General features: G+C 71.4%; 21 protein-coding genes. 10 read left to right on the top strand and 11 right to left on the bottom strand.

The window, feature by feature from the left end; translation table 11 throughout:
• Positions 1-31 precede the first annotated feature (31 nt).
• Positions 32-1,435, top strand: a complete 1,404-nt coding sequence (locus tag ACFWGN_RS20355; protein WP_377619471.1) for a D-arabinono-1,4-lactone oxidase — start codon at positions 32-34, stop codon at positions 1,433-1,435.
• Between the two features lie 110 nt (positions 1,436-1,545).
• Here the strand turns inward: ACFWGN_RS20355 and ACFWGN_RS20350 are convergent, their stop codons facing one another.
• On the bottom strand, positions 1,546-2,181 hold the full coding sequence (locus tag ACFWGN_RS20350) for a TetR/AcrR family transcriptional regulator (RefSeq protein ID WP_377619469.1): 636 nt from the start codon (positions 2,179-2,181) through the stop codon (positions 1,546-1,548).
• Between the two features lie 182 nt (positions 2,182-2,363).
• Here ACFWGN_RS20350 and ACFWGN_RS20345 point away from each other — a divergent pair, with 182 nt between their 5' ends.
• Complete coding sequence (locus ACFWGN_RS20345) at positions 2,364-2,942, top strand: hypothetical protein (RefSeq protein ID WP_377619467.1); 579 nt, start codon at positions 2,364-2,366, stop codon at positions 2,940-2,942.
• A 13-nt stretch (positions 2,943-2,955) separates the two neighbouring features.
• Here the strand turns inward: ACFWGN_RS20345 and ACFWGN_RS20340 are convergent, their stop codons facing one another.
• Complete coding sequence (locus ACFWGN_RS20340; RefSeq protein WP_377619466.1) at positions 2,956-4,017, bottom strand: LacI family DNA-binding transcriptional regulator; 1,062 nt, start codon at positions 4,015-4,017, stop codon at positions 2,956-2,958.
• A gap of 333 nt (positions 4,018-4,350) precedes the next feature.
• On the opposite strand from ACFWGN_RS20340, the gene ACFWGN_RS20335 reads away from it, so the two are divergent.
• From ACFWGN_RS20335 to ACFWGN_RS20320, 4 genes are all read left to right on the top strand, one after another.
• A complete protein-coding gene (locus tag ACFWGN_RS20335) occupies positions 4,351-5,673 on the top strand; it encodes an extracellular solute-binding protein (protein WP_377619465.1) in 1,323 nt (440 codons plus the stop codon).
• Positions 5,674-5,758: 85 nt separating this feature from the next.
• Positions 5,759-6,715 carry a sugar ABC transporter permease gene (locus tag ACFWGN_RS20330; protein ID WP_318244415.1) on the top strand — a complete coding sequence of 319 codons (957 nt, stop codon included), beginning with the start codon at positions 5,759-5,761 and terminating at the stop codon, positions 6,713-6,715.
• A gap of 11 nt (positions 6,716-6,726) precedes the next feature.
• Positions 6,727-7,659, top strand: a complete 933-nt coding sequence (locus ACFWGN_RS20325) for a carbohydrate ABC transporter permease (RefSeq protein ID WP_377619463.1) — start codon at positions 6,727-6,729, stop codon at positions 7,657-7,659.
• A gap of 80 nt (positions 7,660-7,739) precedes the next feature.
• On the top strand, positions 7,740-9,674 hold the full coding sequence (locus ACFWGN_RS20320) for a glycoside hydrolase family 127 protein (protein WP_377619461.1): 1,935 nt from the start codon (positions 7,740-7,742) through the stop codon (positions 9,672-9,674).
• Positions 9,675-9,794: 120 nt separating this feature from the next.
• Here the strand turns inward: ACFWGN_RS20320 and ispF are convergent, their stop codons facing one another.
• The 3 genes from ispF to ACFWGN_RS20305 all read right to left on the bottom strand — a co-directional run bounded on the left by ispF (position 9,795) and on the right by ACFWGN_RS20305 (position 11,690).
• Complete coding sequence (gene ispF / locus ACFWGN_RS20315; protein ID WP_377619459.1) at positions 9,795-10,283, bottom strand: 2-C-methyl-D-erythritol 2,4-cyclodiphosphate synthase; 489 nt, start codon at positions 10,281-10,283, stop codon at positions 9,795-9,797.
• Positions 10,280-11,017, bottom strand: coding sequence for a 2-C-methyl-D-erythritol 4-phosphate cytidylyltransferase (ispD, locus tag ACFWGN_RS20310; RefSeq protein ID WP_377619458.1), 738 nt, complete (start codon positions 11,015-11,017; stop codon positions 10,280-10,282). Before ispD ends, ispF begins: the two co-directional genes overlap by 4 nt.
• Positions 11,018-11,207: 190 nt before the next feature.
• Positions 11,208-11,690: a CarD family transcriptional regulator gene (locus tag ACFWGN_RS20305; protein ID WP_377619456.1), complete on the bottom strand. Its 483-nt coding sequence runs from the start codon at positions 11,688-11,690 to the stop codon at positions 11,208-11,210.
• Between the two features lie 377 nt (positions 11,691-12,067).
• Between ACFWGN_RS20305 and ACFWGN_RS20300 the strand changes: the two genes are divergently transcribed.
• Positions 12,068-12,553 (top strand): hypothetical protein, encoded by a 486-nt coding sequence (locus tag ACFWGN_RS20300; protein ID WP_191802055.1) that lies wholly within the window; start codon positions 12,068-12,070, stop codon positions 12,551-12,553.
• Positions 12,554-12,776: 223 nt separating this feature from the next.
• Positions 12,777-13,319, top strand: coding sequence for a hypothetical protein (locus ACFWGN_RS20295; RefSeq protein ID WP_377619453.1), 543 nt, complete (start codon positions 12,777-12,779; stop codon positions 13,317-13,319).
• Between the two features lie 100 nt (positions 13,320-13,419).
• Here ACFWGN_RS20295 and pstB read toward each other — a convergent pair whose 3' ends face one another.
• The 4 genes from pstB to pstS all read right to left on the bottom strand — a co-directional run bounded on the left by pstB (position 13,420) and on the right by pstS (position 17,558).
• The gene (pstB, locus tag ACFWGN_RS20290) at positions 13,420-14,199 is read right to left on the bottom strand and encodes a phosphate ABC transporter ATP-binding protein PstB (protein ID WP_191802059.1); all 780 of its coding nucleotides are present in this window, start codon (positions 14,197-14,199) and stop codon (positions 13,420-13,422) included.
• Between the two features lie 65 nt (positions 14,200-14,264).
• Positions 14,265-15,353, bottom strand: coding sequence for a phosphate ABC transporter permease PstA (pstA, locus tag ACFWGN_RS20285; protein ID WP_191802061.1), 1,089 nt, complete (start codon positions 15,351-15,353; stop codon positions 14,265-14,267).
• Positions 15,353-16,336 (bottom strand): phosphate ABC transporter permease subunit PstC, encoded by a 984-nt coding sequence (gene pstC, locus ACFWGN_RS20280; RefSeq protein WP_056645239.1) that lies wholly within the window; start codon positions 16,334-16,336, stop codon positions 15,353-15,355. The genes pstA and pstC overlap by 1 nt, the downstream gene beginning before the upstream one ends.
• Before the next feature lie 133 nt (positions 16,337-16,469).
• Entirely contained in the window at positions 16,470-17,558 is a 1,089-nt protein-coding gene (gene pstS / locus ACFWGN_RS20275; protein WP_377619531.1) for a phosphate ABC transporter substrate-binding protein PstS, read from the bottom strand.
• Positions 17,559-17,929: 371 nt separating this feature from the next.
• On the opposite strand from pstS, the gene ACFWGN_RS20270 reads away from it, so the two are divergent.
• Complete coding sequence (locus ACFWGN_RS20270) at positions 17,930-19,852, top strand: BCCT family transporter (protein ID WP_377619451.1); 1,923 nt, start codon at positions 17,930-17,932, stop codon at positions 19,850-19,852.
• A gap of 69 nt (positions 19,853-19,921) precedes the next feature.
• Here the strand turns inward: ACFWGN_RS20270 and ACFWGN_RS20265 are convergent, their stop codons facing one another.
• On the bottom strand, positions 19,922-20,626 hold the full coding sequence (locus ACFWGN_RS20265; RefSeq protein WP_191802063.1) for a response regulator transcription factor: 705 nt from the start codon (positions 20,624-20,626) through the stop codon (positions 19,922-19,924).
• Positions 20,623-21,963: a cell wall metabolism sensor histidine kinase WalK gene (locus ACFWGN_RS20260; RefSeq protein ID WP_191802065.1), complete on the bottom strand. Its 1,341-nt coding sequence runs from the start codon at positions 21,961-21,963 to the stop codon at positions 20,623-20,625. Before ACFWGN_RS20260 ends, ACFWGN_RS20265 begins: the two co-directional genes overlap by 4 nt.
• A 179-nt stretch (positions 21,964-22,142) precedes the next feature.
• Here ACFWGN_RS20260 and phoU point away from each other — a divergent pair, with 179 nt between their 5' ends.
• A complete protein-coding gene (gene phoU, locus ACFWGN_RS20255; RefSeq protein ID WP_191802066.1) occupies positions 22,143-22,811 on the top strand; it encodes a phosphate signaling complex protein PhoU in 669 nt (222 codons plus the stop codon).
• Positions 22,812-22,977 lie beyond the last annotated feature (166 nt).

The raw sequence follows: 22,977 nt of genomic DNA, 5'->3' as shown, positions 1-22,977 counted from the left end.
GAAACCTACCCCTCGTGAGATAGTGCCGGGTGTGACGAGCCAGCAGGCTCCCGGTTCATGGACGAACTGGGCGCGAAACCAGACCGCTGATCCCCTGCGCCGCGCTGCCCCGCGTGACACCGACGAGCTCGCGCGGACCGTGCGCCGAGCGGCCGACGACGGCCTGCACGTCCGTGCGGTCGGCGCCGGGCACTCGTTCACGGGAGCCGCGGTCACCGACGGACTCCTGCTGAGCCTCGACCACCTGCAGAGGGTCGAGGACGTGACGCGCACGGAGACCGGCGCGCGCGTGACCGTGGGGGCAGGCATCCGCCTGCACCGGCTCAACCAGGTCCTGGCGTCGGCGGGGCTCGCGATGCGCAACCTCGGCGACATCGACCGCCAGTCGATCGCGGGCGCGATCTCGACCGGCACGCACGGCACGGGGGCCTCGCTCGGCGGGCTCGCGACCCAGGTCCGCGGGGTGCGCGTGGTCGGGGCCGACGGCTCGGTCACCGAGGCCACGCCCGAGCAGAACCCGGACCTGTTCGAGGCGAGCCGCCTGGGCCTCGGCTCGACGGGCGTGCTCGCTGCCGTGACGCTCGACGTCGTCCCGGCGTTCCACCTGCGCGCCCAGGAGGAGCCCTGGCCGCTCGACCGGGTCCTCGAGGAGCTCAGCACGGCCTCGGGCGGCCGCGGGGGCGGCACGGACGCCGAGGGCCTCGAGAACGCGCACGACCACTTCGAGTTCTACTGGTTCCCGCACACGCGCCGCGCGCTCACCAAGCGCAACGACCGCCTGGCGCCCGACGACGAGGCCGCGGCCTCCCTGCACGCGGCCCGCGGCGAGCGGCCGGACGCCGTGACCCGGGCGCGCGCCTGGGTCGACGAGGAGCTGCTGTCCAACGGGGCGTTCGAGGTCGTCAACCGGCTCGCGACGGCCCTGCCGCGCGCGACGCCCCGCATCAACGCGCTCTCGGCACGTGCGCTCGCTCCCCGCACCTACGTCGCTCCCTCGCACGAGGTGTTCGTCTCGCCGCGGCGCGTGCGCTTCCGCGAGATGGAGTACGCGGTGCCTCGCGCGGCCCTCGTGGACGTGCTCGAGGAGATCGACGCCTGGGTCAGGGCCTCGGGCGAGAACGTCCCGTTCCCCGTCGAGGTCCGGTTCGCCGCGGCCGACGACGTGTGGCTCTCCACCGCCCACGGACGCGAGAGCGCCTACGTCGCGGTCCACCAGTACCTCCGGCTCCCGCACGAACGCTACTTCGAGGGGGTCGAGAAGATCGTCGCGAGCGTGGGCGGACGACCGCACTGGGGCAAGCTCCACACCCTGGGCGCCGAGGACCTCGCCGAGCGCTACCCGCGCTTCGAGGACTTCCGCCGGGTCCGCGCCCAGGCCGACCCGGGCGGGGTGTTCGCGAACCCCTACACGGACCAGGTGTTCGGGCCGCGCTGACGGCCCCGCGCGGGTGAGCGGGCCACCCGGGGTGAGCGGCGTCGTCGGGCCTGCTGCGGACCGGCCGCGGCCTGCGGACCGGACGGCAGCCGCCGAGGCTGCTGGGCCCGCTAGGACGCCTCGGCGGGGCCCGCAGCGTCCGCCGCCCCGTCAGGGTGCACCACGAGCGACAGGACGTAGTCCGCGAGCGCGTGGAAGCTGCGGATCGTCGCCTCGTCGTCCTGCTGGACGAGCCACGCGATCTCGATCCCGTCGATGTACCCCGCGACGATGCGCGCGAGGAACGGCGTGTCCATCGAGTACGTGATGCCCGCGATCTCCGAGAGCTGGTCCAGGATGCCCTGCGTCATGGCCCACGTCTGCTCGAGGTGCGCCCGCGCGACCGGGCGCAGCGCACGGTTGCGCGAACCGGCCGTCGCGAACTCGAACGTCAGCAACCGCATGTGGCGGCGCGGGGTGAGGCCCTGCCACAGCCCGTCGGCGGCCGCGTGCGCGATCGTGTACAGGTCCTGGGTGGGGTCCAGCGCCATGCGGACAGGGTCCGAGGCGACGAGCGCGACGCTGTGGCCCATGGCCCGGAGCATCGCGTCCTTGTCCTCGAAGCAGTAGTGGACCGTCCCGAGCGAGATCCCGGCCTCGGCCGCGACCCCGCGCACCGTGACGGCCTCCACACCCTCACGGATGGCGATCGACATCGCCGCGTCGACGATCTGTGCGCGGCGCTCCTCGATGGACATGCGGCTCATCGTCGAACTCCTTCGTGACCGACCTCGGTGGTGCGCACGAACGTCGCCCGCTGCTGTCCACCATGCCTTCAATGTCGCATATTCGCATGTGGGAGCCGCGAGGACAGGACGGGCCACGACCTGGACGTGGCAGGCTGGGAGGATCGGTTCCCGTCGGGAACGTCTCGGCCGAAAGGACACCAGTGGCCCGCTCGCACCGCCCGCTCCTCCTCGTCACCGCCTGCGCGCTGCTCGTGCCCCTGCTCGCGGGGTGCGGCGGCGCCACGCAGGAAGCGGCGCCGCCCACCGCGACCGCGCACGCGGCCGAGATCACGGACGACGGGGTCTCGGTCACGCTGACCGTCCCCGCGGGCTGGGACCGTGCCGGGCAGGACGCGCCCCTCGTCGTCCGGACGGAGAAGCCGTTCGGCGACCCGGGGTTCACGGCCAACGTGGTCGTCACGACCGAGGCCCCCGGCACCTCGACGCTCGCCGAGCAGACCGCCGCAGCCGCCGACTACCTGGCGCAGACGGACGACTGGACCGTCGACCCGACGCAGCCCGGGCCGATCGAGCTCGCAGGGTTCCCCGCCCACCGGTTCGGCGGCACGCGCTCGGTCGACGGCGTCGAGGTCTCCCAGGTCGAGACGATCGTCGAGGTCGCGACCGGGACGGGGACCGCGTTCGTGTTCGTCACGGAGTCGTACGCGACGCAGGACACCGACGGCGCAGCACAGGCCCGCGCCGTGACCGACAGCCTGGTCGTGACGCCCGCCGGATGACGGGCTGCCGCGCCTAGGCCCCGAGCGCGCCCACGGGCGAGGTCGATCCGCGCGGCACGAGGCGGCACGGGAGCTTCTCGACGCCCGACGCCCGCTGCCCGTCGATCGCGGCGAACAGTCGTTGTGCGGCGTAGCGTCCCAGGACCTCGAGGTTGTTGTCGACGCTCGTGAGCTCGGGCCTCGCGCCGAGCGCGAACTGCTCCCAGTTGTCGAAGCCGATGACCGAGACGTCGCCCGGTACGTCGCGGCCGAGCTCACGGAGGGTGTCGAGCACGCCTCGGGCGATCTGGTCGCTCGCCGCGAAGATCGCGTCGATCGACGGGTCCTTGGCCAGGAGCATGGCCGTGGCGCTCCGACCCCACCGCTCCGACCACTCCCCGAACAGCACGCCGTCACCCGCGAGCTCGAGGCCCGCGGCCGAGAGCGCCGCTGCCGTGCCGGCCGCCCGGTCCTGGGCCGCGGCGTACGTGGGGTCGCCCGAGACGTGGGCGATGCGGCGGCGCCCGCACGCGATCAGGTGCTCGACGGCGACCCGGCCGCCCGCGACGTTGTCGGGGACGATCGAGAGGTCCGCGTCGTCCTGGGACGGCGCGTAGGCGTAGACCACCGGCACGGGGAGCCGCTGCCCCAGGGACTGACGCAGGTCGGTCTGGCGCCCGACGACGATCAGCCCGTCGACACGACGCGAGAGCAGGGCCTGGAGGTGGTACTGCTCGCGGATCGAGTCGCCTCGCGCGTCGCACAGGAAGACCGAGACGCGACCGGCGCCGAACGCGTCCTCGGCTCCCATGAGGATGGGGATGACGAAGCGCCCTTCGAGGTCGCTCGTCAGCAGGCCGACCGTCCCCGTCCTGCCCGCGAGGAGGCCGCGGGCGAGCGCGTTGGGCTGGAACGAGAGCCGCTCGGCGGCCTCCATGACCCGCGTCCTGGTCTCGGCCTTGACCTGGTCGCGCCCGTTGAGCGCCTTGGAGGCCGTCGCCACCGAGACCCCGGCGAGCCGTGCGACGTCGGTCAGCGTGACAGAACGCTTGGCCCTGTCGACCGGCGGGGATCCCCCTTCGTCCTCGCGCACCATCGTCCTGCTCCCTCGAGATGTCCCGGTCCCTGATGGATCCGGAGGTCGTGACGAAACTGTAACCCCCTGAGCGGGTTGACGGCTCCCCGACTCCGCAATAGTCTCAGAAAACCTTTTCGGCATCTTTCGCAAGAGGCGATGTGAGCGCTAACGTGCTCCTAGCGGCCTCATTCAGCGAAAAGATCTCGTCGTGGGGGTAGGAGCGTCTCGATCGCCAGATGATCGTGACGCACTTCCGAAACGGTTTCGTCGCCGTGTGCAGGACCCCTGGACGTGCAGAGCAGCACCCGAACACCCCGCACCACCCTCAACGAAGAGAGCTTGGAGGCTCGAATGAGCACCACACGGAAGTCGATCCGCGCAGTCCGCCCGCTGGCGGCCCTCCTCACGGCCGGCATGCTGGTCACGAGCCTGGCGGCGTGCTCGCCCGCCGAGGACAGCGACAGCGGGGCGGGCGGCGACACGGCCGCGAGCGACTCGCCCGAGGGGGTCGACGACGGTACCCAGCTCACGCTGTGGACCCGCGCCCCGATGGAGAAGCAGGCCACCCTCCTGGTCGACGCGTACAACGCGAGCCACGAGAACCAGGTCTCCCTGACCATCACGCCCAACGACGACTACGTCGCCAAGGTGGGCGCGGCGGCAGGCAGCAGCAGCCTCCCCGACCTCTTCGCCGCGGACATCGTCTACGTCCCGAACTGGACCTCCCAGGGCCTGTTCACCGACATCACCGACCGGATCGACGGGCTCCCCTACGCCGACGAGCTCGCGCAGGGCCACATCGACGCCGGGACGTACGAGGACCAGGAGTACGTCCTGCCGTTCGTCCTCGACCTCTCGGTCATGTTCTACAACAAGGACCTCTACCGCGAGGCCGGGCTCGACCCCGAGAAGCCACCGACGACGCTCAAGGAGTACGGCGAGCACGCCAAGGCCATCAGCGCGCTGGGCAAGGACGGCGTGTCCGGCACGTACTTCGGCGGCAACTGCGGCGGGTGCACGCTCTTCACGTGGTTCCCGTCGGTCTGGGCCGGCGGCGACCAGGTCCTGAGCGCGGACGGCACCGAGTCGCTGCTCGCGAGCGACACCGCCAAGGACGTCTACGCGGTCTACAAGGACATGGTCGACTCCGGCGCGATCGGCAACGGCACCAAGGACGAGACCGGCGCGACGTGGACCGGTCCTTTCCAGGAGGGCAAGGTCGGCGTGATGCCGTACCCCGCGACCCTGCTGTCGACCGCGGCCGAGACCGTCGACGTCGGCGTCGCCCCGATCCCCGGACCCGACGGCGGGGAGTCCACGTTCGTGGGCGGTGACGGGATCGGCATCTCCAAGGACTCGAAGAACGAGGCCGCGGCCTGGAACTTCCTCTCGTGGCTCACGAGCGAGGACGCGCAGGTCGAGGTCCTGGCCAAGAACAACGACGTCGTGTCGCGCGCGGACCTGGCCGACAACAAGTACGCGGCCGTCGACCCGCGCCTCGTGACCATCAACGAGGTCGCGGCCAAGGGCAGCACACCCGTCGCGATCAACTTCCAGCAGGCGTTCAACGCTCCCGACAGCCCGTGGCTGACGCTCGTGCGCGGAGCGGTGTTCGGCGACGCGAAGAGCATCGACGCCGACAACGACGAGATCACGGCCGTCCTCGACCAGTAGCCAGCTCCGTCCACCCAGGACGAGCACCGTGGTGGGTGCGGACCGTCGCACCCACCACGGTCCACCCGAGTCAGAGAGGACTCCCGTGACCACGCACACCACGGCCCCCGTGAGCACCCCGAGGCCCGCGGCGCGCCCCGCCGGGCGCCGCAGTCGACGCAGCGCCCTGCGAGGCCGGGGAGCCCAGGGCTGGCTCTACGCGATGCCCACCGCCGTCTTCGTCGGCCTCTTCTTCATCGTCCCGATCCTCCTGGTCGTGCAGATGTCGGTCTCCGACTGGCCCCTGCTGGCGGGCAACCGCGGGCCCAACTTCCCCGAGAACTTCCAGGACGTCGTCGCCAACAAGTACTTCTGGCCCTCGATCGTCTTCACGCTGAAGTACACCGTGATCGCGACGGTCCTCCTCCTGGGCCTCGGGCTCGGGATGGCGCTGCTGGTCCAGGAGAGCACGCGGTGGAAGGGGTTCCTGCGCACGGCGTTCCTCGTCCCGAGCGCGCTCGGGCTGGCCTCGGCCTCGCTCCTCTTCTACGCGCTCTACTCCCCGCAGTCCGGCCCGATCAGCCCCTTCCTCGAGAAGCTCGGCCTGGTCGACGAGCCGATCTCGTTCCTCGGCACCCCCACGGCCGCCCTCTGGTCGACCGTCTTCCTCATCGTGTGGCGCTTCGCGGGCTTCTACATGCTCCTGCTCCTGGTGGGCCTGCAGAACATCCCTGGTGAGGTCTACGAGGCGGCGCGCATCGACGGTGCCAAGCCGTTCCAGATCTTCCGGAGCATCACCCTGCCGCTCCTGCGCCCCTCGCTCATGCTCTGCACGATCATGTGCGTCACGGGGTCGCTGCTCGCGTTCGACCAGTTCTACATCCTGACCAAGGGCGGCCCGGACAACAGCACCATCACGGTCGTCCAGCTCATCTACAACATGGCGTTCCAGGGACAGAACGACCTGGGCCGTGCTGCCGCCCTGTCGATCCTCGTGCTCCTGGCCCTGATCGTCATCAACGCCCTGCAGTTCCGCGGCATGCGCCAGACGGACGAGAAGTGAGGACCCCGGACATGCCCACCACGACCGAGACCCCGTCCGCTCCCGTCCCGTCGTCCGCCCCGGCCGCACCCCCTGCGGCTCGGCGCCGTCGGCGGATGGTGGGACGCGCGGCCCCGACCACGACGCTCGGGGGGCTCGCCCTGCGGACCCCGTACTACGTGTTCACGGGCGGCCTCGCCCTGATCTTCCTCTTCCCGCTCATCTGGGCCGGGGTCGCCTCGGTCTCGCCCCAGGCGGGCAGCGCCCAGACCGACGGCTGGGGGTTCGGCAACTACGTGACCCTCGCGGGCTACCAGGCCGGGATCGGGCAGTACCTCCTGAACTCGGTCGTCGTCTCCGGCCTGACGGTCCTGTTCACCCTCGTGACCTCGCTCCTCGGCGGGTACGCGTTCGCCCGCTTCGCGTTCCCCGGCAAGAACATCCTGTTCATGCTGACGCTCGGGATCCTGATGGTGCCCTACGCGACCCTGCTGATCCCGCTGTACGTCCTCCTGAACGCCCTGCACCTGCAGAACTCGCTCCTGGGCCTCGCGCTGGTCCTGACCATGTTCCAGCTCCCGTTCGCGACCTTCATGATGCGGATCTCGTTCGAGTCCGTCCCCACCGAGATGGAGGAGGCCGCCCTGGTCGACGGGTGCACGTCGTTCGGAGCCCTGCGCCGGGTCCTGCTGCCCGCGGTCAAGCCCGGGCTCATCACGGTCGGCCTCTTCGCGTTCCTCGCAGCCTGGAACGACTTCATCGCGCCGCTGATCCTCATCTCCGACTCGTCGAAGCTCCCGCTGCCGCTGGCCGTGGCCAACATGCGTCAGCAGATCATGGGCATCGTCGACTACGGGGCCACCGAGGCGGGCGTGGTCGTCCTGGCCCTGCCGTGCGTCGTCCTCTTCCTGCTGCTGCAGCGCCACTACGTCCAGGGCTTCATGTCGGGCGCCCTCAAGGGCTGACCTCCGGTCGTCCCGCGCCGTCCCGCCCCACCCATCACCTCGCCCATCCTCGTGGGCATCGACCTCACCGGAGGAAATCCGTGACCACCACCACCAGCCGGTCGACCGGCGGCCGACCGGTCGTCCCCGTCTCGTCGGTCCTGCGCCCGCTCGGGCTCGACCAAGTCCGGATCACGGGCGGCTTCTGGGCCGACCGTCAGGAGACGAACCGCGTCGCGACCCTGACCCACATCGAGCACTGGCTCGAGAAGGAGGGCTGGCTGGGCAACTTCGACGCCGCGGTCGAGGGTCGCCTTCCCGCAGCCCGCCGGGGCCGCGAGTTCTCCGACTCCGAGGTGTACAAGCTCCTCGAGGCCATGGCCTGGGAGCTGGGCAGGAGGCCCGACGACGAGCTCGACGCCCGGTTCGACGCGATCGTCCGGCGTGTGGCCGCAGTGCAGGAGCCCGACGGCTACCTGTCGACGATGTTCGGACGTCCCGGCCAGGGGGCGCGCTACTCGGACCTCGAGTGGGGGCACGAGCTCTACTGCTACGGCCACCTGATCCAGGCCGCGGTGGCCCGGGCCCGCACGGGAGGCGACCAACTCCTGGTCGAGGTGGCCCGGCGTGCCGCCGACCACGTGTGCGCGACCTTCGGGCCCCAGGGCAACCAGGGGATCTGCGGGCACGCCGAGATCGAGGTCGCGCTCGCCGAGCTGTCCCGCGTCACGGGTGAGCGACGCTACCTCGAGCAGGCGGCGCTGTTCGTCGAGCGGCACGGGAACGGCACGCTGCGCGACATCGAGTTCGGTCGCTCCTACTTCCAGGACGACCAGCCCGTCCGGGAGGCGACCGTCTTCCGGGGGCACGCCGTGCGCGCCAACTACCTCGCGGCGGGTGCGCTCGACGTCGCCGCCGACGCGGGTGACCACGACCTCCTGCGCGCGGTCGCGACCCAGTGGGAGAACACCGTCGCTCGGCGCACCTACATCACGGGCGGCCAGGGCTCCCACCACCAGGACGAGGCGTTCGGCGAGGACTTCGTCCTGCCGCCCGACCGTGCGTACGCCGAGACCTGTGCCGGGATCGGCTCGATCATGACGAGCTGGCGCCTCCTGCTCGCCACGGGCGAGGCGCGCTACGCCGACCTGGTCGAGCGCACGCTCTTCAACGTCGTCGCGACGTCACCGGCCCACGACGGCACGTCGTTCTACTACACGAACACCCTGCACCAGCGGGTGCCGGGCGTCGTACCACCGGTCGACGTCGCGAGCGCGCGCGCCTCCTCCTCGCTCCGGGCCCCCTGGTTCGAGGTCTCGTGCTGCCCGCCCAACGTCGCACGCACGTTCGCGAGCCTCGCCACGTACTTCGCGACCGTCGACGAGGACGGCCTCCAGGTGCACCAGTACGCCGACGCCGAGATCCGCACGGCTCTGCCGGACGGGACGCCCGTCGAGGTCGACGTGCACACCGACTTCCCCGACTCGGGGGCCGTGACCTTCCGCGTGCTGCGGGACACCGGCCGCGAGCTGTCCCTGCGGGTACGGGTCCCGGCGTGGTCGGCCTCGGCCAGGCTGTCCTCGGGTGGTGAGACCTGGAGCGTCGAGCCTGGCACGGCCGAGGTCCGGCGGGCCTTCCGGGCGGGCGACGAGGTGCTCCTCGAGCTCGACGTGTCGCCCCGCGTCGTGACGGCCGACGACAGGATCGACGCCGTGCGCGGCTGCGTCGCGGTCGAGCGCGGGCCCGAGGTGCTGTGCGCCGAGTCGCTCGACCAGACCGTCGACGACGTCGCCGCTCTCGTGGTCGACCCGTCCTCCCCCCTGCGCGAGCAGGGCGGGCACGTGGTCGCGACCGGGTGGAGGTCTGCACCGGCGGACGCCGCGTGGCCCTACCCGGAGAGCCCGGGGGCGGCTCCGGGCGGCACGGGCGACGGCCCCGGCCGAGCGGACGATCCGTTCGACGTCGTCCTGACGCCGTACCACGACTGGGCGAACCGCGGCCCGTCGACCATGCGCATCTGGCTCCCGACAGCCTGACCCGACCCGTCCTGGGCCGTGCGGGCGGGCACCGGGGGTCCTGGCCCCGGACCCGCCTGCACGGCCCAGGACGCACCTCCCCCGCGCCCCCGACGACGCAGGCGTCCGCCGCGTCGCGCGTCAGTCCGAGGTCGGGACGACCAGCGCCGTGGCGATCGCGGCCACACCCTCGCCGCGCCCCGTGAGCCCCAGACCGTCGGTCGTGGTCGCCGTGACGGTCACGGGAGCGCCGGCGGCCGCGCTCAGCACGGCCTCCCCCTCGGCACGGCGCGGCCCGAGGCGGGGACGGTTGCCGATCACCTGGACCGCGACGTTCCCGATCTCGAACCCCGCGGTGCGGACACGCCGCGCGGCCTCGGCGAGCAACGACGCCCCGCTCGCCCCGGCCCACTCGGGCGCGCTCGTCCCGAAGTTCGAGCCGAGGTCGCCCAGGCCGGACGCCGAGAAGAGCGCATCGGCGGCCGCGTGCGCCGCGACGTCGGCGTCGGAGTGCCCGGCGAGGCCGCGCTCGCCCGGCCAGTGCAGCCCCGCGAGCCACAGGTCGCGGTCCTGCCCCTCGGGCGCGAACGCGTGCACGTCGGTCCCGATCCCGGTGCGTGGCAGGATCATCGGACCTCCTCCGTGAGGAGCTTCTCGATGTAGTAGAAGTCGCGCGCCGTCGTGACCTTCATCGCGAGCTCGTGTCCCGGCACCACGAAGACCTCCTCGCCGAGCGCCTCGACCAGGCTCGCGTCGTCGGTCGCCGCCGTGGCCTCGGTGCGTGCTCGTGCCGCTCCCGCGGCGTGCGCGCGCACCAGCAGGGCGCGGTCGAACGCCTGAGGAGTCTGGACCGCGCGCAGCAGGGTGCGCTCGGGGGTCGAAGCGACCCGGTCCACCCCGTCCGGGAGAGCTCTCTGAGGGTCCCGGGGTGCGACGAGCTTGATCGTGTCGACGACCGGGAGGCCCGGGATGACCGCCTGGTGCCCCTCGCGCACGGTCTCGACGATGCGTCGGATCATGGCTGCCGGGGCGAGCGGGCGCGCGGCGTCGTGCACGACGACCACGTCGACGTCCGCGCGTGCACGGGACAACCCGGCCGCCACGGAGGACTGGCGCGTGGCGCCACCCGGGACGACCACGACGGGCACGCTCACGTGCGGGTCGTGCTCGAGCACGTCCGACATGGCGGACACGAGCCCGTTCGGTGCCGTGACGACCAGCGCGTCGACCACGCCCGACGCGGTGAGGCGGCGCGCGGCGTGCAGCACGAGGGGCAGTCCACGGAGCGGGACCAGGGCTTTGGGGAGATCGAAACCGAGGCGCGTGCCGGAGCCGGCGGCGGTCAGGATGGCAAGGGTCGTCACAACGTCACGGTAGACGATCTCGGCTTGTGGACCGTCGTCGGCCCGCGGTCGAGACGACCGGTCGGCGCCGAGAGCCCTGAGCGCCCTGTCGAGGAGCTCGTCGCGCCCGCGCGGCCGACCGCCCACAGACGACGACGCACGGGCTGCCAGCAGCCCGTGCGTCGTCGGTGGTACGTGGTGAGTTCGTGGCTCAGGAAGCCAGGACCTCGTCGAGGATGGCCTCAGCCTTGTCCTCCTCGGTGTGCTCGGCCAGGGCCAGCTCCGAGACCAGGATCTGTCGAGCCTTCGCGAGCATGCGCTTCTCCCCGGCCGACAGGCCGCGGTCTGCGTCACGACGCGACAGGTCGCGGACGACCTCTGCCACCTTGATCACGTCACCCGAGGCCAGCTTCTCGAGGTTGGCCTTGTAGCGGCGCGACCAGTTGGTCGGCTCTTCCGTGTATGGTGCGCGAAGAACCTCGAAGACCTTGTCGAGACCTTCCTGGCCGACGACGTCGCGGACGCCCACCAGGTCGACGTTGTCCGCCGGGACCTCGATCGTCAGATCGCCCTGAGCCACCTTCAGCTTCAGGTAGATCTTGTCCTCCCCGCAGATGGTGCGGGTCTTGATCTCTTCGATCTTTGCGGCACCGTGATGTGGGTAGACAACGGTCTCGCCTACTGTGAACGTCATCTGCAGATGTCCCCTTTCGCGGAGGTCGATCTTACCACGGGGGCCCCTGCGATTCCGAGCCCTCGCCTCGCCCGTGGCCCGCGAGAGCCCCGTGATTCCGCTGATCACGCCCGCAGTCCCCTGACGTCCGAGGCCGTTCACGGGCGGTTCACCCGTCCCGTGGGGCCCGGGGCGCACGGATCGCGGCCGACGGGATCGCCTGCCATGGCGCCCCGGGCTGCGACCAGGCCGCTCTGCTCGGGGCGCGCACGTCGTCGCCACGCCGCCCGAGCGGCGCATCCGTCGGAGCGACTAGGCTGTGGTCATGTGCGCCCGGGCGCCGAGCACCGGCCCCACCCGTCGCACACCGAGACTGCCCGCAGCACATTGGAGCGCACGTGACCAGCACCCCGTCCCGCTTGACCACGACTCGGCGATCGCTCGTGCTCGCGATCCCCGCGATCGTGGCCGGCGTCCTCGCCGTGTCGGCCTGCTCGCCCATCACGACGGACATCGCCTACTCGCCGTCCGACGGCGTGCGCATCAACCTCACCGACGAGGTGCGCGGGCTCAACCTGCTCATCATCTCGGCCGCCGAGGGCGAGCCCGGCACGCTGCTGGGCGGCATGGCCAACGACTCCGACGAGCCCGTCGAGATCACGGTCGCCCCTGAGGGCACCGACCCGATCGACATCCCGCTCGAGGCCGGCGAGACCGTCTACCTGAGCGTCGACAACGGCTTCGAGGCCCAGTTCGGCAACATCGACGTGCCGCCGGGCGGCACCATCTCGGTGACCCTCACGTCGAGCACGGGCGAGACCCAGACCGCCGAGGTCCCGGTGCTCAACGGCCTGCTGCCGGAGTACGAGGACTACCTGCCCTGATCCGCGGCTGACGGCCCGGCCTCCCGCACGACGGAAGGGTCGGTGCCCTCCGCGCGACGAGCGGTGCACGACGGCGAGGCGCCCCGAGGGGGTGCCTCGCCGTCGTGCGTCCCGCCTCAGGGTGAAACGGAGAAATCACCCTGACGTTTGTCTGCGGCAGCCGGTAGCATCCCGCCATCGGGATCGGCCGTCGCGGCCTCCCCCTCGTAGAAACGGCACGCCAGTGGCTCTCCCCCACCTTCGCCCCACGCGATCTCTCGCGGTCGGCGCGGTCCTCCTCACGTCGGTGCTCCTCGTCTCCGGCTGCAGCGCGATCCTCGGCCCGCAAGAGGCCCAGCGCGACGAGCCCGGCGGCGAGGTCACCGCGGCCTCCGACGCCGACGTGTTCTCGCTCCAGATCGGCGACTGCGTCAACCAGGTGGCTGCCGACGCGGAGCAGCCGACCGACAGCGACGACTACGAAGAAGTCAGCTCCATGCCCGTCGTCCCGTGCGGCGACCCGCACACCGACGAGCTCTACGCCGAGAAGGAGCTCGAGGCCGGGGACTACCCGGGAGACGAGGCGATCGCCTCGCTGACCGAGGAGTTCTGCCTCGCCGAGTTCGAGGGCTTCGTCGGCCTGAGCTACGAGGAGTCGTCGCTCGACATCTGGCCCATGCTCCCGGTCCAGGTCGGGTGGGAGACTGACGACGACCGCGTGGTCCAGTGCTTCATCACCGCCGGCACCGAGCCGACGACCGGATCCCTCAAGGGCTCCGCGATCTGACCGCTGCCCCACGCACGACGGCGAGGCTCCCCTCCTGGGGGAGCCTCGCCGTCGTGCATCTCGCGGGCGGCGACGAACCTCGGGCTCGGCACCGCACCGATCACCCGAAGCGGCCCGAGATGTAGTCCTCGGTCGCCTGCACCGTCGGCGAGGAGAACATCGTCGCGGTGTCCCCCATCTCGACGAGCTTGCCCGGCTTGCCCGTGCCCGCGATGTTGAAGAACGCCGTGCGGTCGCTCACGCGGGCCGCCTGCTGCATGTTGTGCGTGACGATCACGATCGTGTAGTCGTCCTTGAGCTCGGACATGAGGTCCTCGATCGCGAGGGTCGAGATCGGGTCGAGCGCGGAGCACGGCTCGTCCATGAGGAGCACCTGCGGGCGCACCGCGATCGCACGGGCGATACACAGGCGCTGCTGCTGACCGCCGGACAGTCCGGAACCCGGACGGTCGAGGCGGTCCTTGACCTCGTTCCAGAGGTTCGCACCCTGCAACGAGGACTCGACCAGGTCGTTCGCGTCCGACTTGGAGATGCGCTTGTTGTTGAGCTTGACCCCCGCGAGGACGTTCTCCTTGATCGACATCGTCGGGAACGGGTTCGGACGCTGGAAGACCATCCCGACCTGGCGACGGACCGCGACCGGGTCGACGTCGGGCGCGTAGAGGTCCTGGCCGTCCATGACGGCCTTGCCCTCGACGTGGGCGCCCGGGATGACCTCGTGCATGCGGTTCAGCGTCCGCAGGAACGTCGACTTCCCGCAGCCCGAGGGGCCGATCAGGGCCGTGACCGAGCGTGGCTCGATCGCCATGGTCACGCCCTCCACGGCGAGGAAGTCCCCGTAGTAGACGTTGAGGTCCGAGACGTCGATTCGCTTGGACATGATGTGCTTCCTTCCGGTGGCCGGTCGCGCGGGGTGCGCGGTCCGGCTCGACTGGTGGGCTCGGCTCAGCGAGCGGTCTTGGGCGAGAACAGGCGGCTGATGAGCCGGGCGATCAGGTTGAGCAGCATGACGATCAGGATCAGGGTCAGGGCCGCGGCCCAGGCCCGGTCGATCCCCACGCCGCCCTGCTCGTACTGGCGGTAGGCGAAGACCGGGAGGGTCGCCATGCGACCGTCGAAGAGGTCCCAGTTGACCTGCGTGATGAGACCGACCGTGAGGAGCAGGGGTGCCGTCTCCCCGATGACGCGGGCGATCGAGAGCATGACGCCCGTGACGATGCCCGCGATCGAGGTCCGCAGGACGACCTTGACGATCGTGAGCCACTTGGGCACGCCCAGGGCGAGCGACGCCTCGCGCAGCTCGTTGGGGACCAGGCGCAGCATCTCCTCGACCGAACGGATCACGACGGGGGTCATGAGCAGCGACAGCGCGACCGCGCCCATGATCCCGGCGCGGTACGCCGGGCCGAAGATCAGCGTGAAGAGCGAGAACGCGAACAGCCCCGCGACGATCGACGGGATGCCCGTCATGACGTCCACGAGGAACGTGATCCAGCGGGCCAGGGCGCCGCGCCCGTACTCGACGAGGTAGATCGCGGTGAGCAGGCCGATCGGGACCGAGATGATCGTCGCGGCCCCCGTGATGAGGAGCGTGCCGACGATCGCGTGCCAGATCCCGCCGCTCGTCATGTCGCCGTAGACGCCGACCATGTCGGTCGACAGGAACGTCGCCCCGAAGAGCTTCGCGCCGCGCGTGACCACGATCCACAGGAGCGAGACCAGCGGGATGAGCGCGAGCAGGAACGCGAACGTGACGAGCGTGGTCGCGAGGCGGTCGGTGGCCCAGCGGGCGCCCTCGACGACGCGCGAGGTGATGGTGAGGCCCAGGGCGTAGAGCACGGCTCCCAGCCCCAGGACGCCCGCGATCGTCGGGGTGCCCGTGACCGCGAGGATGCCGAACGCGACGAGCACGCCGCCCGCGGCGAAGGCCCACGGCGCCCAGCGCGGCAGTCGCTTCTGCGTCGCGACGAGCTGGACGGTGCCCGAGCCGTCCGGGACGCCGGGCGTGGCGGGGGTGAGGTCGGTGACCGTCATCAGTTCGCTCCCGAGAATTCCTTGCGGCGCGCGATGATCCAGCGCGCGATCATGTTGACGACGAACGTGATGACGAACAGCGCGAGGCCCGTCGCGATGAGGGTGCTCACCGCGAGGCCGCTCGCCTCAGGGAACTTCGAGGCGATGTTCGCGGCGATCGTCTGCTGCTGCCCCGGCTTGAGGAGGAACAGCGAGTAGAGGAACCCGGGCGAGATGACCATGAGCACGGCCATGGTCTCGCCGAGCGCGCGGCCGAGGCCCAGCATCGAGGCGCTGATCACGCCCGAGCGGCCGAACGGCAGGACCGCCATGCGGACCATCTCCCAGCGCGTCGCACCGAGGGCCAGGGAGGCCTCCTCGTGGAGCACCGGGGTCTGGAGGAACACCTCGCGCGAGACCGCCGTGATGATCGGCAGGATCATGACCGCGAGGACGATCGAGGCCGACATGATGTTCTTGGCCGGGGCCTGGTAGCCCGCGAACAACGGGATGAAGCCCAGCGTCCCGCTCAGCCACGTGAAGAACGGGTTGAGGATCGGGAGCAGCCACAGGGCGCCCCACAGGCCGTACACGACGCTCGGGATGGCCGCGAGGAGGTCGATCAGGTAGCCGAGCCCCTGCGCCAGGCGCCGTGGCGCGTAGTGCGAGATGAAGAGCGCGATGCCCACCGAGACCGGGACCGCGATCGCGAGCGCCAGGATCGAGGCGAGCAGCGTCCCGAACACGAGCGGGCCGACGTACGCGAGCAGCGAGTCCGCCTTGAACCAGGAGATCTCCTGGAGCTCCTCGGGGCTGGCCGTCAGCGCGGGCCACGCCTCGATGACGAGGAACACGGCCACCGCGGCGAGGACCACGAGGATGAGGATCCCGGCACCGGTCGACAGGCCGGCGAAGACCCGGCCGGCCAGGCCGCCCTTGGTCGCGGGGACCTGGGGCTCGGACCCGAGCCCGGCTCGGGTGGAGGGAGGAGAGGTGACGGCCACTGATGCTCCGATGACTGAGGTGCGGCGGTGGTAGGACGACGATCCGGGAGTCACGCGCCCGTGGCGGGCCGCATCAGGCTGACAGCCTCGACGCGACCCGCCCCTGGGTGTGTGACCGTGTGCAGTTCTGCGATCAGCTCTTGACGGTGATCGAGTCGAGCGCTGCCTGGACCTCGGTGCGCAGGGCGTCCGAGATCGGGGCGGAGCCGGCGACGGAGGCCTCGGCAGCGCGTGCCTGGCCCTCCTCGCTGGCGACGTAGGTCAGGTACGCCTTGACGTTCGCGGCGTCCTCGGCCTTGTCGTAGGTGTCGCAGGCGATCGAGTAGGAGATGAGGACCAGCGGGTAGGCGCCGGCCTCGGTCGTGGTGCGGTCGATCTCGACGACGAGGCGCCTGTCGGTCGCGTCCTCCGCACGAGGCGAGGCGTCGACGACCTTGGCCGCGGCCTCGGGCGAGAACGGCACGTACTCCTCGCCGACCTTGATCGCGACCGTGCCCAGGTCACCGGCGCGCGAGGCGTCGGCGTACCCGATGGCGCCCTCGGCACCCGTGACGGTGTCGACGACACCCTGGGTGCCCTGACCCGACTGACCGCCGGACAGGGGCCAGTCGCCGCTGGCCTCGTGCGGCCAGGCGCCGTTCGAGGCGGCCGCGAGGTACTCGGTGAAGTTCTCCGTGGTGCCGGACTCGTCCGAGCGGTTCACGGGGATGATCGCGGTCGCGGGGAGCTCGACGCCCTCGTTCTCCGCGGCGATCGCCGGGTCGTTCCAGGTCGTGATCTCGCGGTTGAAGATCTTCGCGAGCGTCTCGGCCGAGAGCTGGAGGTGCTCGGTGTCGACACCGGGCAGGTTGTAGATCACGGCGATGGGGCTGATGTAGAGCGGGACCTCGATCGCCTCGCCGCCGAAGCAGCGGTCGGTCGCGGTCGCGAGCTCGTCCTCCTTGAGGGCGGCGTCGGAGCCGGCGAACTGCGTGGCGCCGGACAGGAACTGCTCGCGGCCTCCGCCGGAGCCGACCGCGTCGTAGCTGACGGTCACGCCGGGGGCGATGTCGCCGAAGCCGGCGATCCAGCCGGCCACGGCCTTCTCCTGGGACGAGGCGCCGGCACCGGCGAGCGTGCCCGTGAGGTCCTCGGTCGAGCCGCTCGCTGCGCCATCAGTGGTGGCGTCGCCACCGGAGTCGGTGCTGTTCGAGCCGCACGCTGCCAACGTCAACGCGAGCATGCCGACGGCTGCTGCGGAACCTGCGCGGGTGAATCGGCTGAGCTTCACTCTCTTCTTCCATCCTGTTCAACGCGGGGGCGGCACCAGCGAGCGCCGGTGACAACAACGACGCTAAGCAGCCCGGGTGACGCGCTCCGGTTGTCCGGGTGAACGACAGATGAACAGTGCACAGACTCTTGCGGCCTGTGGATAAACCACTGTGACGGGGTCGCCGCGGCCCCCTCCCTGGGGCCAGCGGTTGCCTCATCCAGGCAGGTCGGGAACGCTGGCAGGAACAGGTCGTCGAGCAGACCGAGCCGGACCTGCACGTCGTCGGCCCCTCGCTCACGGGCACCGCACGACCCGCACGGACGAACGTCAGGAGACCCCGCGTGAGCGACGACGGCACGAGCGACCACCCCACCAGCGATGCGAGCGAGGACGGGACCGCGCCGGCGGGCGACAGCGCCGCCTCCCCCGCTCCCGCCCCGGCGTCGGGCACCGAGGCCGGGGCCGCCGCCGCGGCCCTCCCCGTGCCGCCCGGGCGCATGTACCCCCGCGTCTTCTACCCTGCGGCCGGCCTGATCCTGCTGTTCGTCCTGCTCGCGATGGTGTTCACGGACGGGACCACGGCGGTCCTGGGCACGCTCCAGGCCGACGTGATCGGAGCGTTCGGCTGGTACTACGTGCTGATCGTGGCCGGGTTCGTCATCTTCGCGCTGTGGATGGGCCTGAGCCGCTTCGGCGACATCGTCCTCGGCAAGGACGACGAGACCCCGCTGTTCCGGCTGCCCGTGTGGTTCGCGATGCTGTTCGCGACCGGCATGGGGATCGGGCTCGTCTACTGGGGAGCGGCCGAGCCGCTGACGCACTACGCGTCGCCCAAGCCGGGCGTCACGGGCGACCCGGCGGCCCTCGCGCAGGCCGCGATGGGGCAGAGCTACCTTCACTGGGGCGTGCACGCCTGGGCGATCTACGTCGTCGCGGGCCTCGCGCTCGCCTACGCGATCCATCGCAAGGGGCGGCCCGTCTCGATCCGGTGGGCCCTCGAACCCCTGCTCGGCGACCGGGTCAAGGGCCGCCTCGGCGACGTGGTCGACGTCGTCGCGGTGCTGGGCACGGTGTTCGGTGTCGCGACCTCGCTGGGCTTCGGCGTGCTGCAGATCGGGGCCGGGCTCGGCTTCCTGAACGTCGCCGAGCCGGGCCTGGCGCTCCAGATCGGCCTGATCATCGGGATCACGGCCGTCGCGACCCTCTCGGTCGCCTCGGGCCTGGGGCGCGGCATGAAATGGCTCTCCAACGGGAACATGGTCCTGGCCGGCGTCCTGGCCCTCACGGTGCTCGTGGTGGGCCCCACGCTGTTCCTCCTGCGCGACTACGTGCAGTCCATGGGGTACTACCTCCAGAACGTCATCCGCCTGACGTTCGACACCACGGCCTTCCAGGGCGACGCCGGGCTCGAGTGGCAGTCGTCGTGGACCATCTTCTACTGGGGCTGGTGGATCTCGTGGGCCCCGTTCGTGGGCGTCTTCATCGCGCGCATCTCGCGCGGGCGCACCATCCGCGAGTTCGTCATGGGCACGCTCCTGGTCCCCACGCTCGTGACGTTCCTGTGGTTCTCGATCTTCGGCGGCTCGGCGCTCTACCGGCAGATCTTCGGCGACGGCGGGCTCGTAGGCGCCGACGGGAGCGTCGACACCGACACCGTGCTGTTCCAGCTCCTGGGCGACCTGCCGGGCGGCCCGGTCCTCACGGTGCTCGCGATCGTGCTCATCGGGGTGTTCTTCGTGACGTCGGCCGACTCGGGCTCGTTCGTCGTCGGGATGCTGACCTCGGGTGGCGACCCGCACCCCGCGGTCTGGAACCGCATCCTGTGGGCCGTGCTGTCGGGCCTCCTCGCGATGGCCCTCCTGATCTCGGGTGGGCTCACCGCTCTGCAGACGGCCGCGATCCTCATCGCCCTGCCGTTCTCGGTCGTCATGATCGGCATGGCCCTGTCGACCGTGATCGCGCTGCGTGAGGAGCACAGCGCGATCCTGCGCGCCGAACGGGCCCAGGCCCGCCTGGTCCTCACCCAGCACGTCACGCGCCGCGTGACCGAGACCATCTCCGAGCAGTGGGACGAGCTCTACGGCAGCGACGTCCCCCAGGCGCCCAGGCCTGCCGCGGAGCGGCGAGGACCCGAACGACGCGGTGCCCTGCGCGGGCGCCCGAGGCGCCGCCCCGGCGGCGACCAGCCGAGCGGCCCCGGCACGTCCCGTAGCCCCGGCGAGCCCGGTGACCCCGGCGCGCCCGGCGGGACCAGCGGCGGCTGAGCGGCGTGTCCGAGCTCTCCGGCCCGGACACGCCGGTGCCCGCCCCGACGGGTCGGCACCGCACCTGAGCTACGCGTCGCCGTCGGCCACCTTGTAGCCCAGCCCACGCACCGTCAGCAGGTAGCGCGGGGTCGCCGGGTCGGGCTCGATCTTCGAGCGGATGCGCTTGACGTGCACGTCGAGGGTCTTGGTGTCACCCACGTAGTCGGCCCCCCACACGCGGTCGATGAGCTGCCCGCGCGTCAGGACCCGGCCCGCGTTGCGCAGCAGCAGCTCGAGCAGGTCGAACTCCTTGAGCGGGAACGAGACGAGCTCACCGTGCACCGAGACCGTGTGCCGCTCGACGTCCATCTTGACCGGACCGACCTCGAGCGCCCCGTCGTCCTCGGGCTCCCCCGCGGCGGCCTCCGGCCCGCCCTGGCGCCGCAGCACGGCGCGCACGCGCGCGAGGAGCTCCCGGAACGAGTAGGGCTTGGTCACGTAGTCGTCCGCACCGAGCTCGAGCCCCACGACCTTGTCGATCTCGGAGTCCTTGGCCGTGAGCATGATGACGGGCACGTTGCCGCGCTGGCGCAGCTCGCGGCAGACCTCGGTGCCGCTCAGGCCGGGGAGCATGAGGTCGAGCAGCACGAGGTCCGCGCCGCCCGCGTCGTAGGCGGCCAGAGCCTCGGGCCCGGTCGCCGCCTCGACGACGTCGAAGCCCTCGCGGGCCAGCTGATAGGTCAGAGGGTCGCGGTACGACTCCTCGTCCTCGACGACCAGGATGCGCGTCACGCACCCACCTCCTTGGTTCTGGGGGACGTGCCGGGGTAGGGATCGGTCTGTGGGTCGCCCGCCCGGGAGGGGGCGGCGACGTCGGTCGGGGCCTGGGCCTCGGTGAGGGGCGGGGTCACGGGAACGTCCGCCGCGCCGTCGGTGTTCTCTGCGCCGCCTGCGTCCTCAGCACCCTCGGTGCCCGACGGCGAAGCCTCCACCGCGGTCGGGTCCGCCGCCGGGATGCGCAGCGTGAACGTGGAACCACGGCCGGGCTCGGACCACATGGTCACCTCGCCGCCGTGGTCGGCAGCGATGTGCTTGACGATGCTGAGGCCGAGGCCCGTGCCGCCCGTGTCGCGCGAGCGCGCGGGATCGACCCGGTAGAACCGCTCGAACACGCGCTGCTGCTCACCTGCGGAGATCCCGATGCCCTGGTCGACGACAGCGATCTCGACGAGGTCTCCGACGACGCTCACGCCGACCCCGACGCGCGTGTTCTCGCCCGAGTAGGCGACCGCGTTGTCGAGCAGGTTGCGGACCGCGGTCACGAGCAGCGCGTGGTCGCCGTAGACGACCGCGTCGAGGTCGCCTCCGACCGTCAGGACGATGCCCTTGCCCTGGGCGTTGGTGCGCGCCCGGTCGACGGACTCCTCGACCACGCCGCGCACAGGGACGGTCGTGACGGCCTGGAGCGCGCCGGCGACCTGGAGGCGGGAGAGCTCGATGATCTCCTGGACCAGCGCGGACAGGCGCGTGGCCTCCTGCTGCATGCGTCCGGTGAACCGGCGGACCGCGACGGGGTCGTCCGCGGCGTCCTGGACCGTCTCGGCGAGCAGCGCGAGCGCGCCCACCGGGGTCTTGAGCTCGTGCGAGACGTTGACGACGAAGTCACGGCGGATCGCGTCGATGCGTCGCGCCTCGGTCCGGTCCTCGGCGAGCACGAGGATGTGGTGCGGGCCGACCTGCGCGACGCGGACCTGGAGCATGACCATGCCGCGGCCGACCGGGCCGCGCGGGAGCTCGAGCTCCTCGTCGCGGATCACCCCGTCGCGCTGGACCTCGGCGATCATGTCGAGGATCGCGGCGTGCACGACCGCGTCACCCCGCACCACGCCCAAGGCATAGGCCGGTGGGCTGGCCCGCACCACCTCGCCCTCGCCGTCGAGGACCACGGCGGCCGAGCGCAGCACCGCGAGCACGCGCACCAGCCCCTCGTCGAGCTCGGGGGCCTCCCCGTCGGGCATGCGGTGGGCGCTGCGTTCGCTGAACCGGAACGCGAGCGTCGCGAACACGCCCACGAGCAGCCCGATGACCCCGGCGACGAGCAGCCCGACGCCCTCCTGGATTCCTTCCACGGTTCCAGCGTACGGTCGGAGAGGACCCCGCCGGACCGTCCGCGCCCGTTCCGGGACGGTTCCGGTGCGGCGCGCCCAAGAGTTCACCTGGCGGCGTCCTGTCGTTCACCTGACCGTTCACCTCCCGGTTCACCTGGCCTGACATGGTGGGGGTTGCTGGTCACCATGAAAGGGATGCGATGCGGGAAATCTTCGAGGCCGAGCTCAAGCAGGTCGGTGACGACCTTGCCGAGATGAGTCGCTTGGTCGAGTCTGCCATCAGTCGGGCGGGGACGGCGCTGCTCACTGCCGACCTCCAGCTCGCACAGTCCGTCATCGCGTCCGACCACGCGATCGACGCCCTCGAGCGCGAGCTCGACGAACGCTGCGTCCTGCTGCTCGCGCAGCAGCAGCCGGTCGCGACCGACCTCCGCGTCGTCGTGAGCGCACTGCGCATGAGCGCGACGCTCGAGCGCATGGGCGACCTCGCCCGGCACGTCGCCCAGGTCGCACGCGGCCGCTACCCGGCGCACGCGATCCACCCTCTGCTGGAGGGGACGTTCGCCCAGATGCACGACGCCGCGACGCGGGTCGCGCGCCGCACCACGACGCTCCTGACGACGCGTGACCTGACGGTCGCAGCGAACGTCGAGCGCGACGACGACCTGCTGGACCACCTGCACCAGGACACGTTCGCGGCGGTCCTGGGCCCGGACTGGACGGGGACCCCGCAGGAGACGGTCGACGTGACGCTCGTGGGCCGCTACTACGAGCGGTTCGGCGACCACGGCGTCTCGATCGCCAAGCGCGTGACGTTCCTCGTCACGGGCGACTTCGCGGACGACCGCGGGCAGGCCGCGCGCGCCTAGCGGGTTCCCGGGGGCTCCTCCTCCCGGAGTGCCGGGCCGAGCGTCACGGTGCACGTCTCCCGCTCCACGAACGCCCGACGGCGCCGCTCCCCTCGCGAGGGGAGCGGCGCCGGGGTGGTAAAAAAAAAAACCAGCCCCCCCGACACCGAGGGGTGGGGGGTTGCGG

It is taken from the genome of Oerskovia sp. NPDC060338, assembly GCF_042726295.1.
Taxonomy (GTDB): domain Bacteria; phylum Actinomycetota; class Actinomycetes; order Actinomycetales; family Cellulomonadaceae; genus Oerskovia; species Oerskovia merdavium.
The sequence above is the reverse complement of the archived record's forward strand: the minus strand, read 5'-3'. Positions and strand labels throughout refer to the sequence as shown.